The sequence below is a fragment of the Nocardia sp. NPDC005998 genome (genome assembly GCF_040614395.1).
Taxonomy (GTDB): domain Bacteria; phylum Actinomycetota; class Actinomycetes; order Mycobacteriales; family Mycobacteriaceae; genus Nocardia.
Genome location: NZ_JBEXUI010000002.1, coordinates 145,346 through 160,217 on the forward strand (window position 1 = coordinate 145,346; position 14,872 = coordinate 160,217).

Genomic DNA, 14,872 nt, shown 5'->3' on the forward strand with positions numbered 1-14,872 from the left:
CCTACCCCGAGATCCGGATGCCGGGATTGACGCCCCAGATCGCCAATGTCATGAACAGGTCAGCGAATACCACGACAATGATGCACATTTTGATGGCCCGACCGGCCGCGACACCCACACCCTCCGGACCGCCCGAGGCGAAGAATCCGTAGTAGCACTGGATGAAGGTGGTGATCGCGACGAACACCATCGCCTTGAGCAGTGAGTAGAGGACGTCTCCTGGAATCAGGAACTGATAGAAGTAGTGCGCGTAGGTACCGCTGGAGGTGTTGCCGATGAGCTGCACCGTGAGCGAGCACGAGATGTAGGCCATGGCCAGGCCGAGGCAGTAGAGCGGGACGATGGCGATCATCGCCGCGAACATCCGGGTGCTGACCAGATAGGGCAGCGGCCGGATCGCGATCGACTCCAGCGCGTCGATCTCCTCGGAGATCCGCATGGCACCGAGCTGGGCGGTGAATCGACATCCGGCCTGTGCCGCGAAGGCCAGCGCCGCGAGCAGCGGCCCCAATTCCCTGGTGGTCGCGAATGCCGAGATGGCGCCGGTGATCGGGCTGAGGCCGAGCAGGTTCAGTGAGGTATAGCCCTGGATGCCGACCGTCATCCCGCCGAACGCGCTGAGGATGAGAATGACGCCGATGGTGCCACCACCGACGACCAGGCTGCCGTTGCCCCAGGTGACATCCGAAAGCAGCCGCCAGACTTCCTTCGGATAGTGCCGCAGCGCCAACGGGATCGAACCGACCGACCGCAGGAAGAAGAACACCTGGTGGCCCAGGCGCGCAACCATATCGACCGGGGCCTGCGCGGACTTCTTTATTTGCTGAAGTGGCCGCAGCAGCGGCGGTATATAGGTTGAAGACACCGGCTCAGACCACCTGTGGGGGGAGGAGAACGTTGTAGATCTGGGTGATGATCAAGTTCACGCCGAACAACATGATCGCGGAACTGACGACCGCCGAGTTCACCGAGTTGGCGACACCACCGGGACCGCCACGGGTATTGAGTCCGGTATCGCAGGCGATGATCGCGGCGAGCAACCCGAAGATCAACGATTTCACCAGTGCGACAAGAAGATCGATGGTGACGGCGAACGAGGAGAAGGTGCCGACATAGGAACCCGGGGTGCCGTTCTGCGCGAAAATATTGAAAATGTAACCGGTCAAGAATCCGACAAAAACGACAAAGCCGCAGAGCAGCACACTGACCAGCATGGCCGCGCCGAGCCGGGGCGCGACCAAGCGGCGCAGCGGATCCACACCCATCACCCGCATCGCGTCGATCTCCTCGCGGATGGTGCGGGAACCGAGATCGGCGGTGATCGCCGAACCGACCGCGCCCGCGATCATCAGCGAGGTGACCAGCGGAGCGCCCTGCTGGATGATGCCGAGGCCGTTCGCGGCACCGATGAACGAGGTAGCACCGACCTGGCTGGCGACCGCGCCGACCTGGATGGAGACGATTACGCCGATGGGGATCGCGACCAGTAGCGTCGGCGCCGCGGCGACACTCGCCATGAAGGCGCACTGACGGATGAACTCACGATAAGGAAAGCGGCGGCGGAATATCGCGATGAACAACTCCGCGACTGCCGCGAACCCCATCGTGATCTGTCTACCGAAGGTCTCCAATGAGCGCTTCGGATGGTCTTCCCAGTAGGCCTTCGTCCAATCGACCGCATCACTCATCCGTGACCGTGCTGGTGGACTCGTGGTCGACTGCACTGGCTAACCCCTCTCGACGCCGGTAACCAAACCCCGACGACTTGTTTGCTTGACGCACCTTACTACGGAGTAGTGGAGAACACACCATCCTCGTGTGATTGCAGTCATAGATCGGAGTCACTGTTGGAGAAACGCTATGAGCAGCGGCTCGAAGGTTGGGACCGGTCCCAAAGTTAACCGTGATACTTCTGGAACAAGTTACAGTTCGACCAGGCCCTATATGCCCCGCATATGACATGTTCGACTATTTGTACGGACGATATTCATGTAAAATAAGTGCCGATTGGAATAGCTCGCACAATCACGGTTCGACAGAACTGAAACACTATTGCGCGCTTTCTGATGCACACTGTTATAGAGAATCGCTATTGCGCAGAATGAGACGCTGCATCCGAAATGTCGAAAAGTGAGGCCTCGCCGACGCGATCGACACGAAGAGCAGATCCATTCGAGCGACCTGCGAGCGATCGCCAGGGACCCTCTCGAGCGACTCGCGAGCAGATCGCGACGGATACGACACGCGCCCGGAACCGAATACTGACACGATGGGTGCGACAGATTGATATCGTGCGGACTTCCGACGTCTGGAGGGACATGTTCAGCAAACTCGCCAAGGTGGCCAACGCCGCCTTCGCCGTAGCTCTCGGTGCGGCGCTGGTCGCAACGGGGTCAGGGGCCGCGGATGCCGCGCCGGGACCCACCGTTGTCGGCGGTGGGTCGGGAATCATCATCGATAATCAGTTCGAATGCACTGTCACGACGGTCGGTTACGACGGCGGGGGCCGGTTGGTCGGATTGACCGCCGGACACTGCGGCGACCCGGGCGCTCAGGTATGGGCCGAGGCCGACCGTGGCGCTGGCGTGATCGGCAAGTTCGTCTACTCCAACCACGATCTCGACTACGCCATCATCCAGTTCGATCCGGCCAAGATCGTCCCGGTCAACCGGATCGGCAACGTCACCATCACCGGGATCGGTGGCCCGGCCCAGTTCCCGATGATCGTCTGCAAGGAAGGCCGTACCACCGGCAACACCTGCGGCCTCGCCTACGGCGATCTCTTCGGCACGAATATGGAGACCTGGGCGCAGATGTGCGTGGTGGAGGGTGATTCCGGCGCGCCGGTCGTCGTCGGCACCACCCTGGTCGGCATGGTGAACGCCTATCTCGCCATCGCCTGCTTCGGCCCCGAGGTCGGCACCAATATGAGCTCGATCATGGGTGATATCAATGCCCGCGGCAGCATCGGGGCCGGCTTCAATCCGATCTAGCCGACTGCCGGATCAGTGAAACGCCGAGTGAGCGGGTCGAACGGCCCGCTCACTCGGTTTTGTGGAGTGGGGCCAGCGCCGGACCCGCCACCCCGCACTGCGGCATGCAGTCGACATTGTCCAGCGTCGGTGTGTGTCGCGGAGTCCGCAGCAATACGGCGGCGAGCAGTGACCCGGTCACCAGCAGGCCGACACAGATCCACATCGCGACACCGAAGCCCCGGTCGAATTCGACCGGATCGCTGAGGGATCCGGAGATTCCGGCGAGTCCGGGCAGTGCGGCGACGGCGAGCAGCTGGGCCGTCCTGGCGACGGCATTGTTCACCCCGGACGCGATACCCGCCTCGCTCGACGGCACCGCGCCGAGTACGGCGCCGGTAAGCGGGGCGACCAGCACCGACAGACCGAGCCCGAAGACGAGCACACCGGGCAGGACATCGGTCAGATAGGTGGTGTCGGGCCCGATGCGCAGCAGGAGCACCAGCCCAGCCGCGGCGAGCAGCGGGCCGGCGGTCATCGGAATGCGCGCACCGTGCACCTGCGCCCAGCGGCCCGCGGGCGCGGAGAGCACCAACATGACAAGTGTCACCGGAACCGTCGCCATCCCCGACATCAGCGGCGAATACCCCGCCACCAGCTGCAATTGCAGGATGAGCAGGAAGAAGACCCCGCCGAGTGCGGCGTAGACCGCGAGGGTGACGAAGTTGGCCGCCGTGAAGATCCGGGAGGCGAACAGTGACGGCGGTACCAGCGGGTGATCGCTGCGCATTTCGATCACCACGAAGACGGCGAGCAGCAGCAGACCGACGACCACCAGCAGCGGCATCTTATCGATCAGACCGAAGGTCAACGCGCCCAAGGCCAGTGCCACCAGCACCGCACCCGGAATATCCAGTCGCACAGTGGCATTCGGGTCGTGACTCTCCGGCACATGCTTCAGCGTGACGAGCACGACGACCAGCGCGAGCGGCACGTTGATGAAGAAGATGGACTGCCAGCCCGCCAGTTCGATCAACCAGCCGCCGAGGAACGGCCCGAGCGCGCCGGCGACACCGCCGAAGCCGGACCACAGACCGATCGCCGCACCCTGATCGCGCCGATCGATGGACGAGGAGATCAGGGCCAGGCTGCCCGGTGTGAGCAGGGCACCCGCCACCCCCTGCAGAATTCGCGCGCCCACCAGCATCTCGATATTCACCGCGACACCGCAGAGCACCGAGGCAAGCGCGAAACCGATGACACCCCAGACGAAGACCTTGCGGCGACCGAGATGGTCGCCGAGCGAACCACCGAGCAGGATGAACGAGGCCAGGGTCAGCGTGTAGCCATTGAGGGTCCACTGCAATCCGGCGACATCGGTATTCAGAGCTGCACCGATGCGGGGCAGCGCGATATTGACGACGGTGGCGTCCAGCGACGCCACCGAGGAACCGAGGATGGTGGCCAACAGAATCCAGCGGCCGGTGGCCGAACTCAGCCGGGGTAGTTCTTGCGTACTCACCGGCCCAACGTAACCTTCGCGGGCCGGTTTTCGGTCAGGTCAGAGATTCTGGACGCAGACCACGAAGTGCCGCGTCGGATACTCGAAACCACTGCTGCTGCCGCAGACGCTCGCATCGTCGGCACCCTGCTGGATATTGGTGACCTTGACACCCTGGCTGGCGCGTTCGGTGCAGTCGATGCGCTTGGGGTCCTCACCGCTGATATCCATGCAGCCGCCGACAACCCAGTCGATATCCAGGCAGATCGCGCCCTGCTGCGTGCCGTTGAGGGTTTCGAAGTAGGCGGAGTCGCGGTCGGCCACGCACTGCGAACTGGTCGCCGCCTTGCCGATCACCTTGTAGTTCGACGCCCGGCTGCCGCAGGACGCCTTGGCGATGGTGGCGTTATCGGTCGTACCACCGAGAGTTACGCAATCACCGACATTGGCCTGGAAGTCGGTGCTACCGCCCTTGGTCGCCGAGGTGGTCGCGGTCGGCTTGCCCGAGGACGGGCGGGCGGTGGTCGTCGGCCGACCCGAAGTGGGCCTGGCCGGTGAGGTTTTCGGAGTATTGGTGGACGAGACCGCATCAATGGTCCCGTTCCCTATCGCTGGCTGGGCGGTGCCGCTGATTTTATTGCCGCAGCCCGCGAGCGAAAGCGCGGCGACCACCGCAACCGCGGCGACGGCCGCCATCGCGAGGCGACCCGAGATCAGTTGACGAGACACGTACAGTCCTCCCGGCTGTAACGCTCCGAACTCATACCCCCGTGGGAATCCGAAGTTGATCTAGCAATGCGTGAGATACCCGCCATGCATACACCACCGACCGCGCGTGCGTCGAGTCGACAGCTTCGACGCCGCAGCGGCACAGTGCGCGCCGATATACCTGGTCGATCGCCCCGGCGGGACGGCGTACCAGCGGAATCAGCGGTCCAGCAACCGATCTGAGTATGGTTGGGGTTCCGGTGTGAGAGGAGGCCGTCCGTGAAGCTGATCAGCGCAATCGCCTTTGCCACCGCCGCGGTCGGCACCTCGCTCATACTGCCCGCGGTGGCATCAGCAACCGATGTGCATTGCGCATCCGACATCGGCACGGATGTGACCGTCATCGACGGAAACACCGCATGCCGGGCCGCGGCGGAAGCCTCCGGCCGGGCGCGGTCGGCCGGATATGACGGGGTCGGCTACGCGCACGCCGCCTCCGGCGCGGCGGCACTCGGGGTCGGCGCCGCGGGCGGGGTCGGCGCCAGCGACGGGGTCGGCGGTATCCAGATCGCCGTCGGCTATGGCCAGGATGCGGTCGCACTGACCACGATCACCGCTCCGGCAACCGATTCCGAGAACGGCAGAGCACAGGCGGCCATACCGCTGTTCGCGATATCGATCGCCTTCGAGGGCTCGCGCGCACAGGTCGCAACCGCCGACAGTTCGGTGGTGTGCCTCGGCACGGCGGCCTTCGCCTGGAATTCGGCGACCGGTAGGACGTGCCTGACCACGCCTTTCGGGCGCTGGCAAACCCCGAGATCCGAGCTAGGCTGATATTCCGGTCCCGCTGACCAGCAGGAGGTGCGACCGTGGTTTCTGCCATCCCGGCACCTGATCGGCGGCCGGCCGTGCCACGGGAAATGCTCGTCGACCCGAGGTTCGTCCGGCTCGCCGACCATTTCTTCGGCATGTTCACCCAGCCGACGCGCGGCGGCGGCGCACTCGCCATCTATCTCGACGGTCGACCCGTCGTCGACATCTGGGCGGGCTGGGCGGCCAAGGATCGCCGCTGGAACGGCGACAATGTGGCACTCACCTTCTCCACCGGCAAGGGCGTCGCGACAACCGTGTTGCACCGGCTGGCCGAGCGGGGCCTGATCGTCTACGACACCCCGGTCGCGACCTATTGGCCGGAATTCGGCGCGCACGGCAAGGATGACATCACCGTGCGTGATGTGCTCTCGCACCGCGCCGGACTGCATCGGGTCCGCGGCCTGGTCCCCGGCCGCGAGGGCATCCTCGACTACGACGCCGTCGTCGCGGCGCTGGCCGAGAGCCCGGCCGATCCGCGGCGGATCCGCACCTCCGGCTATCACGCCATCACCTTCGGCTGGCTGGTGGCCGAGATCGTGCAGCGCGCCACCGGCGATCGGTTCACCGATGTGGTGCGGCGCGAGATCGCCGAACCACTCGGCTACGACGAATTCTGGTTCCAGGTACCGGCATCCGAGCGCTACCGGATCGCCAAGATCTTTCCGCATCTGAGCCCGCCCGGAATCCGTTGGAACACCGCGTCATCGGTGCTGTCCTGGGTGCGGCCGATACGCGGGCTCGCCGAGGCGGGTATGCCGGAGAGTTTCGACGAATTGGTCCGCGATCCGCGCGTGCACGATGCGGTGATGCCGGGCTGGAACGGCGTCTTCTCGGCGCGCGCACTGGCCAGGATGTATGGGGCGCTTGCCAATGGTGGTCGAGTCGAGGCGGTTGCTCCGGGACGCGGCAGACCCGGCATCGGCGCGGTGCAGTTGCTGAAACCGGAGACGATCGAGCTCATCAACCAGACCCAGCGGGCCGACAGCCGCGACTATGTGCTGGGGCTGCCGCTGAAATTCACCCTCGGCTATCACCGACCGGTGGTGATGTCCAAGCAGCAGCCGCGAAATGCCTTCGGCCACTACGGTCTCGGCGGTTCGGGTGCCTATGCCGATCCGGATCTCGGGATGTCTATCGCCTTTGTCACCAATCGCCTCGGCAATGCGGTGACCGCGCTCGGGGATGCCCGCCTCGCGCGCCTGGCCGCCATTACCAGCAACATCGCGCGCCGAGCGAAACCAGAGCGGGCGGTCGAACCCAGCGAGCGGTGAATTCGTAGCTATAGATATGGAGCAGGCGGACGCACCACCCGAAACGGCGCTGGACGGTGCGTATTCGACGCCGCGCGCACCCCGGATGGTGCTCGCGCACGCGCTGGCCGCTGGCATCGATTTCGAGCGTTACTTCCGGTGGCGGCGGGGCCACGAGGGGGATCCGTTCTATGTCCGGTTTCCCGGCTTCGGCGCGGTGCTGTTCACCGGCACCGCGATCGGCGCCCGGGAAATCTTTCGCGCGCCGATCGAACTGCTGGAACCGCCGCGACCGAATCCGATCGAACCACTCGTCGGCGCCGCCTCGCTGATTCTGGCCGCCGGTGAACGGCACCGACGCGACCGGGCATTGCTCGTGCCCGCGTTCCACAGCGCCCGGATCCGGGCCTACGGCGAGCTCATCCGCGACTCTGTCATGGCCGAAATGTCTGGCAGCACAGGCGAATCCCGCCCCGCCTGGCGCCCGGGCAGCCGCATCGACTCGCGCGCGGCGGCCCGGGCGATCACACTGCGGGTCATTCTGGAGGCGGTATTCGGAGTGGACAGCCACCAGCGACGCGCCGAATACACCGCCGCAGTCGCGGAATTCCTCACCGCCTTCTCCGGACCGCTGATGCTGGTGCCCGCCCTGCGCCACGGGATGTTCGGCCATGCGCCGTGGGACCGGTTCCGCGCGGCGCGCGAGCGACTCGACGAGCTGATCCTGACCGATATCGCAGGCCGACGTGCGGTGGCCGACGGCCGCGCGGTGCGCACGGACATTCTCGATATGTTGCTCACGACCAGCTACGACGACGGCACCGCGATCTCCGATGCCGAGCTGTGCGAACAATTGCGCACCCTGCTGGTCGCCGGGCACGAGACCACCGCGACGACCCTGGTGTGGGCGCTGTTCCATGTGCATCGCGAACCCGCGACGCTGGATCGCCTGCGCGCCGAGCTGCGGGCGGCGGGTCCCGATGCCACCCCGCTCGAACTGGCCGGTCTGCCGTATCTGGACGCGGTCTGTCAGGAGACGCTGCGGCTGCATCCCGCGGTGCCGATCGTCCTGCGCAGGCTGACTGCGCCGTTCACACTGCGTGGAGTCGCACTCGCGGCGGGCGAGACGATCGGCGTGGCGGTACCGCTGCTGCACTCCGATCCCGCGGTGTGGTCGGATCCGGAGCAGTTCCGGCCGGAGCGATTCCTCGACCGCAAGTACCGGCCGTTCGAATTCGCGCCGTTCGGCGGCGGCCATCGACGGTGTGTCGGGGCGTCGCTGGCCGACTACGAACTGCGGATCGTGCTCGCCACCGTGCTGGGCCGGGTGCGGCTGCGGCTCACGCCGCGGTATGCGCGGGGCCGCGCGCCGCTATCGGTGCCACACAACATCGCGACGGGTCCGCATCGGTCGATTCCGTTCGAAGTCGTGGCGTGAGCGACAGGCCGGGAGGAGGCGGCGTGCGTAACCACGTAGGGCGCTGGGAACGCCATTATCGGATACCGCGGCGCGAAACTGCGTGATTTATGTCACGAATCGGTTTGATAATTCCCGCGAGAATGGCAGCGGCCCACCCTTCGAATACATCGAGATTTACCGCCGTGACCGGCACTTATCGCGAAAGATGGTGACCCACAACGGCATATGTGTCACACGCCACATTTGATGTGCATACCGTATTAATCCGAAACGCCACTGGCTTCGGACCGCCCCGGGACGGTAGGAAGGACGTCAGGGTCGGGTTGCGTCATAAATACCCGTGGGGTGCCCTATGTTCCCCGCGCCGTTTTTCCGTGGGCATATGCGAGGCGGATTCCACATCGATCTTCGTGGAACCACCATGCGAGCGCCACACCTATGAGAGATCTCGCTGCGCCACCGGCGTCGACGAGAGATGGATTGGACGAGAAACCTATGCATGCCGCTTTGAACACCGGGACGTCGACTGCTCCTCGTCGCGGAGCGCTAGCCCGCCGACTCCGGCAGGGCGTCCTATTGTCGGCGGCGATCGCCACGATCGGTGTCACCGCCGTCGCGCCCGCACAGGCCGATCCGCTCGGCTTCGGCTCGGGCTCGACCGCGCCCGCCACCGACCCCGGCGTCCAGGCGAATTTCGCGCCGCCGGCCATCAGCCCCGGCGACGGTGAGACCGTCGGCGTCGCGCAGCCGGTCATCATCAACTTCAAGGATCCGGTGACCGATCACGCCACCGCCGAGCAGGCCATCAAGATCACCTCCTCGAATCCGGCGCCCGGACACTTCTACTGGTTCAGCGACAAGCAGGTGCGCTGGCGGCCGTACGAGTTCTGGCCCGCCAATACCGATGTGACCGTCGAGGCGGGCGGCACCCGTACCGCCTACCGGATCGGCGATGCCTTCATCACCACCGCCGACGACACCACCCACACCATGACGATCACTCGCAATGGCGAGGAGATCATGACCATGCCGACCTCGATGGGCAAGACCAAGCACGAGACCCCGAACGGCACCTACTTCGTTGGCGAACAACTGCGCAAGATGACCATGGATTCGTCCACCTACGGTGTGCCGACCACCGATCCCGAGGGTTACAAGGTCGAGGTCGAGTACGCCACCCGGATCTCCAATAGCGGCATCTTCGTACACGCGGCGCCGTGGTCGGTTGCGCAGCAAGGCGTTTCGAATGCCAGCCACGGCTGCCTGAACGTCAGCACCGAGAACGCCAAGTGGTTCTTCGAGAACGCGAAGAAGGGCGATCCGGTCATCGTCCAGAACACCACTGGCGGCACGCTGAATGCGCGTGACGGCTACGGCGACTGGAACGACTGAGCGCCGACCGGACAGCTCCCGAGCCCAACTCAGCCCAGGCACAAACGGCCTGGGCTGAGTTCTTTTTGTTCAGCAGATGGTGTTCCGGATTTTCCGGACGGCAGACCAGTTGCCGGATAACCTCCCGAGTGGCGCAACGCTACAACTGATTTCGGGAGAACATGGGTAACTCGCCGGGGACGCCCAGATTCCAGCCGCCGACACGACCGTCGGCCCGCGACGAAACACTCACGCCACCGCACGACCGGCACCAGGTTCGGGGAGCGCACGAGAAGTTCAGCGGTTCGGCGTCCAGCATTAACCGACTGTTTGCTGCGCGACGTAGAGTCGCGGCGGTGCGAACCAGGCCGGAACGAGTGCTGCCACAACCGCGGGGGCGTGGACTGCGTAACCGGCCGTGGCAGGACTATGCGCTGTTCCTGGTGTTGCTCGGGCCGAATCTGGCGCTGCTGACGCTGTTCGTCTACCGCCCGCTGGCCGACAATATCCGGCTCTCGTTCACCGACTTCAATATCTCCGATACGTTCGTGAACTACATCGGGTTCGCGAACTACAAAGAGTGGTGGGGCAGGGACGATTCGTGGCAGATCGTCACCAACACAGTGGTGTTCACCCTGGCCGCGGTGCTGGGCAGTATGGTGCTCGGCCTGGCACTCGCCCTGTTGCTCGACCGTAAGCTGTTCGGCCGCAATGTGGTTCGCTCGACCATCTTCGCACCGTTCGTCATCTCCGGCGCGGCCATCGGTGTGGCGTTCCAGTTCATCTTCGATCCCAGCTTCGGACTGGTCCAGGATGTACTGCACCGCATCGGCGTCGACAAGGTGCCCGATTTCTATCAGGATCCGCACTGGGCGCTGTTCATGGTGACGGTCACCTATATCTGGAAGAACCTCGGCTACACCTTCGTCATCTACCTGGCCGCACTGCAGGGCACCCGCGCCGACCTGATGGAAGCGGCCGAAATGGACGGCGCGGGCCGCTGGACCACCTTCACCAAAGTGCTGTTGCCGCAATTGCGCCCGACGACATTCTTCCTGTCCATCACGGTGCTGCTGAACTCGCTGCAGGTCTTCGACATCATCAATGTGATGACGCGCGGCGGACCGCTCGGCACCGGCACCACGACCATGGTCTACCAGGTCTACGAGGAGTCCTTCCGCAACTTCCGGGCCGGATACGGCGCGACGGTGGCCACCATCATGTTCCTCGTGCTGCTGGTCATCACGCTGGTGCAGGTGCGCATCATGGATCGGGGCGAGCAGTGAAACACACCGGCCGTAGCGACGGGCGCGGAGGCGGTAGCTTGCGTAACCACGGAGCGCCCCGCGAAGGACGGCATCAATACCGTATCGAGACCCTTTCGTATCGGCGCCGACAGCGCGTGGTCACCCTGCTCGGCTACGCCGCGATGGTGTGCGTACTGATCATCGTCGGCGTTCCGCTGTTCTGGATCTTCATCACCTCGTTCAAGGCGCGTCCGGATATCTACACCCAGCCCGCGGTGTACTGGCCGCACAGCTGGCATCCGGAGAACTACGAGGAGGCCACCACCGCGTTGCCGTTCTGGACATTCCTGCGCAACTCGCTGATCGTCACCGGGATCGTCGCGCTGGTGAAATTCGTGCTCGGGGTGTTCAGCGCGTACGGCCTGGTGTTCCTGCGCTTTCCGGGCAAGACCGTGATGTTCCTGGTGATCATCGCGGCGCTGATGGTGCCCAACCAGATCACGGTGATCTCCAATTACGCGCTGATCGCCCAGGTGGGCTGGCGAAATACCTTCCAGGGCATCATCGTTCCGCTCTGCGGAGTGGCCTTCGGCACCTTCCTGATGCGCAACCATTTCCTGTCGCTGCCCTCGGAGGTGATCGAAGCGGCGCGGATGGACGGTGCCAACTGGTGGCGGCTGCTCACCAGGGTGGTGCTGCCGATGTCCGGACCGACCATGGTGGCCTTCGCGGTGGTCACGCTGGTCAACGAATGGAACGAATACCTCTGGCCGTTCTTGATGGCGGATGACACCAGGGTCGCCACCCTGCCGGTCGGCCTCACCCTGTTGCAGAACACCGAGAATCCGAGCGTCACCAACTGGGGACCGGTGATGGCGGGCACGCTGCTGACCATGCTGCCGATTCTCGTCGTATTCCTGCTGCTGCAGCGCCACATGATCAAGGGCCTCACCTCGGGTGCGGTCAAGGGGTAAGCCCACCCGCCGCCCGTCCACCACCGGTCGAGGAATCGCTACGCGATACTGAACCAACTAGGAGAAACAGTGTCCACTTCACAGTTCCCCGCACTGTCGCGGCGCGGATTCATCGGACTGGCCGGTGCGCTCGCCGCGGGTACCGCACTGACCGCGTGCGCGGGCAGCGGCGGTGGCGGCAAACAGTCCGGCGACGACAACACCATCACCTTCTGGTCGAATCACCCTGGCACCTCGAAGGACCTCGAGACCGAGCTGATCAACCGGTTCCAGGCGAAATATCCGGACCTGAAGGTCGAGCTGGTCGACGCGGGCAAGAACTACGAGGAGGTGTCGCAGAAGTTCAATGCGGCGCTGTCCGGCGGTAAGCTGCCCGATGTCGTTGTGCTCTCGGATGTCTGGTGGTTCAACTACGCGCTCAACGGCACCATCGAGCCGCTGGACGGGCACTTCGCCGATGCCGGGGTGAAGTTGGACGACTATGTCGATTCGCTGGCCGCGGACTATGTGTTCAACGGTAAGCACTACGCGCTGCCGTATTCGCGTTCGACACCGCTGTTCTACTACAACAAGGATGTTTGGGCGAAGGCCGGTCTGCCCGACCGCGGCCCGCAGAGCTGGCAGGAATTCGACGAGTGGGGCCCGAAGATCCAGTCGGTGGTCGGCGACGGCAAGCTCGCGCACGGCTGGGGTGATGCCAAGAACTACCTGGCCTGGACCTTCCAGGGACCGAACTGGACCTTCGGTGGCGCCTACTCCGATCAGTGGTCGCTGAAGTTCACCGATCCCAAAACCATTGCGGCGGGCCAGTTCCTGCGCGATATGATCCACACCAAGAAATACGCGGGCATCAAACCGCAGATCGCCGTCGACTTCGGCACCGGTGTCATCGCCTCCACCATCGCCTCCACCGGCGATCTGAAGGGCATCCAGAAGAACGCCGAGGGCAAACTCACGTTCGGTACCGCATTCCTGCCGCACCCCAACGGACCGGGCGTCACCACCGGCGGTGCTGGCCTGGCGATTCCATCGCGCATCTCCGATCAGCGGAAGGTGAATGCGCTGAAGTTCATCGAGTTCATCACCAATGCGGCCAATACCGCGTACTTCTCGCAGGGCACCGGATATATGCCGGTGCGCAAGTCGGCGGTGTCCGATCCGAGCGAGGTCGACTTCCTCACCAAGAACCCGAACTCGAAGGTGGCCATCGAGCAGCTCGCGGTGACCAAATCGCAGGATTACGCGCGGGTATTCGTGCCCGGCGGTGACCAGATCATCGGCACCGGACTGGAGCAGATCGGTCTGCAGAACGCCGATCCGGCAACGGCTTTCGCCAATGTGGCCAGCCAGCTGCAGGCCATTATCGATCGGCAGATCACGCCGAAGCTGCCCAAGTAAGCACCGACCAACCGCGGCGCGCATCCGGCCCGGGCGCGCCAGGAATCCGACACAGGGAGCGACAGCATGGCAACAGTGCACTTCGACGGGGTGACGCATCTGTATCCCGGTGCGCCGACGCCTGCTGTCGACAACCTGGAGCTCGATATCGCCGACGGGGAATTCATCGTCCTCGTCGGGCCATCGGGCTGCGGTAAGTCGACCAGCCTGCGGATGTTGGCGGGACTGGAATCGGTTGAGGCGGGCCGCATCCTGATCGGCGGCAAGGATGTCACCGGGCTGCCGCCGCGGGCCCGCGATGTGGCGATGGTGTTCCAGAGCTATGCGCTCTACCCGAATATGACCGTCGCGCAGAATATGGGCTTCGCGCTGCGCAATGCCGGAATGAACAAGGCGGACACCGCGGTTCGCGTCCAGGAGGCGGCGAAAATGCTCGAACTCGAGCATCTGCTCGACCGCAAACCGGCAAAACTCTCCGGTGGACAGCGCCAGCGCGTCGCGATGGGGCGCGCCATCGTGCGCCGCCCCCAGGTTTTCTGCATGGACGAACCGCTGTCCAACCTGGACGCCAAACTGCGGGTGAGCACCCGCTCCCAGATCGCCGCGCTGCAGAAGCGGCTCGGCACCACCACCGTCTACGTCACCCACGACCAGGTCGAGGCCATGACCATGGGTGATCGGGTCGCGGTGCTGCGTGACGGCAAACTCCAGCAGATCGCCAAACCCCGTGAGCTCTACGACAACCCGGTGAACACCTTCGTCGCCGGCTTCATCGGCTCACCCGGTATGAACCTGCTGGACGCCCCGGTCCGCGACGGTGCCGCCGTCCTCGGCGAGCTGCGAATTCCCCTGCCCCGCAGTGCAACCGGCGAACGGGTCGTGGTCGGCATTCGTCCGGAATCCTGGGCAGCGACCACCGATGCGGACAACAGCCTCGCCGTGACCGCCGAACTCCTCGAAGAGCTCGGCGCGGAATCGTTCATCTACAGCCACGGCGTGACCGATGAATGGAACAGCCGCTCCGGCAAGGTGGTAGCCCGGGTGGACCGCCGCTTCCAAGTGGCCCTCGGCGATCGCCTACGCCTGCGCCCCAAATTCGACGAGATCTTCTTCTTCGACGCCGAATCCGAGGAACGTCTGCGCTGAAACCCGGCTGCC

General features: G+C 64.5%; 13 protein-coding genes. 9 read left to right on the forward strand and 4 right to left on the reverse strand.

The features are described from left to right. Position 1 precedes the first annotated feature (1 nt). Entirely contained in the window at positions 2-865 is an 864-nt protein-coding gene (locus ABZ293_RS04295) for an ABC transporter permease (RefSeq protein ID WP_355177272.1), read from the reverse strand. A 4-nt stretch (positions 866-869) separates the two neighbouring features. Then, complete coding sequence (locus tag ABZ293_RS04300; RefSeq protein ID WP_355177273.1) at positions 870-1,688, reverse strand: ABC transporter permease; 819 nt, start codon at positions 1,686-1,688, stop codon at positions 870-872. Between the two features lie 630 nt (positions 1,689-2,318). Between ABZ293_RS04300 and ABZ293_RS04305 the strand changes: the two genes are divergently transcribed. Beyond that, entirely contained in the window at positions 2,319-2,993 is a 675-nt protein-coding gene (locus tag ABZ293_RS04305; RefSeq protein WP_355177274.1) for a S1 family peptidase, read from the forward strand. Positions 2,994-3,042: 49 nt separating this feature from the next. Here ABZ293_RS04305 and ABZ293_RS04310 read toward each other — a convergent pair whose 3' ends face one another. Both ABZ293_RS04310 and ABZ293_RS04315 read right to left on the reverse strand, forming a co-directional pair. Then, on the reverse strand, positions 3,043-4,494 hold the full coding sequence (locus ABZ293_RS04310) for an MFS transporter (RefSeq protein WP_355177275.1): 1,452 nt from the start codon (positions 4,492-4,494) through the stop codon (positions 3,043-3,045). Between the two features lie 39 nt (positions 4,495-4,533). Further along, positions 4,534-5,202, reverse strand: a complete 669-nt coding sequence (locus ABZ293_RS04315; RefSeq protein ID WP_355177276.1) for a hypothetical protein — start codon at positions 5,200-5,202, stop codon at positions 4,534-4,536. A 258-nt stretch (positions 5,203-5,460) separates the two neighbouring features. Between ABZ293_RS04315 and ABZ293_RS04320 the strand changes: the two genes are divergently transcribed. From ABZ293_RS04320 to ugpC, 8 genes are all read left to right on the forward strand, one after another. Next, on the forward strand, positions 5,461-6,015 hold the full coding sequence (locus tag ABZ293_RS04320) for a DUF6764 family protein (protein WP_355177277.1): 555 nt from the start codon (positions 5,461-5,463) through the stop codon (positions 6,013-6,015). An 86-nt stretch (positions 6,016-6,101) separates the two neighbouring features. After that, the gene (locus ABZ293_RS04325) at positions 6,102-7,325 is read left to right on the forward strand and encodes a serine hydrolase domain-containing protein (RefSeq protein ID WP_355177833.1); all 1,224 of its coding nucleotides are present in this window, start codon (positions 6,102-6,104) and stop codon (positions 7,323-7,325) included. Positions 7,326-7,341: 16 nt separating this feature from the next. Beyond that, positions 7,342-8,742, forward strand: coding sequence for a cytochrome P450 (locus tag ABZ293_RS04330; protein ID WP_355177278.1), 1,401 nt, complete (start codon positions 7,342-7,344; stop codon positions 8,740-8,742). A gap of 477 nt (positions 8,743-9,219) precedes the next feature. Beyond that, positions 9,220-10,116 carry a L,D-transpeptidase gene (locus ABZ293_RS04335; protein WP_355177279.1) on the forward strand — a complete coding sequence of 299 codons (897 nt, stop codon included), beginning with the start codon at positions 9,220-9,222 and terminating at the stop codon, positions 10,114-10,116. A gap of 335 nt (positions 10,117-10,451) precedes the next feature. After that, positions 10,452-11,381: a sugar ABC transporter permease gene (locus tag ABZ293_RS04340; protein ID WP_355177280.1), complete on the forward strand. Its 930-nt coding sequence runs from the start codon at positions 10,452-10,454 to the stop codon at positions 11,379-11,381. Positions 11,382-11,524: 143 nt separating this feature from the next. Then, a complete protein-coding gene (locus tag ABZ293_RS04345) occupies positions 11,525-12,316 on the forward strand; it encodes a carbohydrate ABC transporter permease (protein ID WP_355177835.1) in 792 nt (263 codons plus the stop codon). Positions 12,317-12,385: 69 nt separating this feature from the next. Beyond that, a complete protein-coding gene (locus ABZ293_RS04350; RefSeq protein ID WP_355177281.1) occupies positions 12,386-13,714 on the forward strand; it encodes an ABC transporter substrate-binding protein in 1,329 nt (442 codons plus the stop codon). 66 nt (positions 13,715-13,780) lie between these two features. Then, the gene (gene ugpC, locus ABZ293_RS04355) at positions 13,781-14,860 is read left to right on the forward strand and encodes a sn-glycerol-3-phosphate ABC transporter ATP-binding protein UgpC (RefSeq protein ID WP_355177282.1); all 1,080 of its coding nucleotides are present in this window, start codon (positions 13,781-13,783) and stop codon (positions 14,858-14,860) included. Positions 14,861-14,872 lie beyond the last annotated feature (12 nt).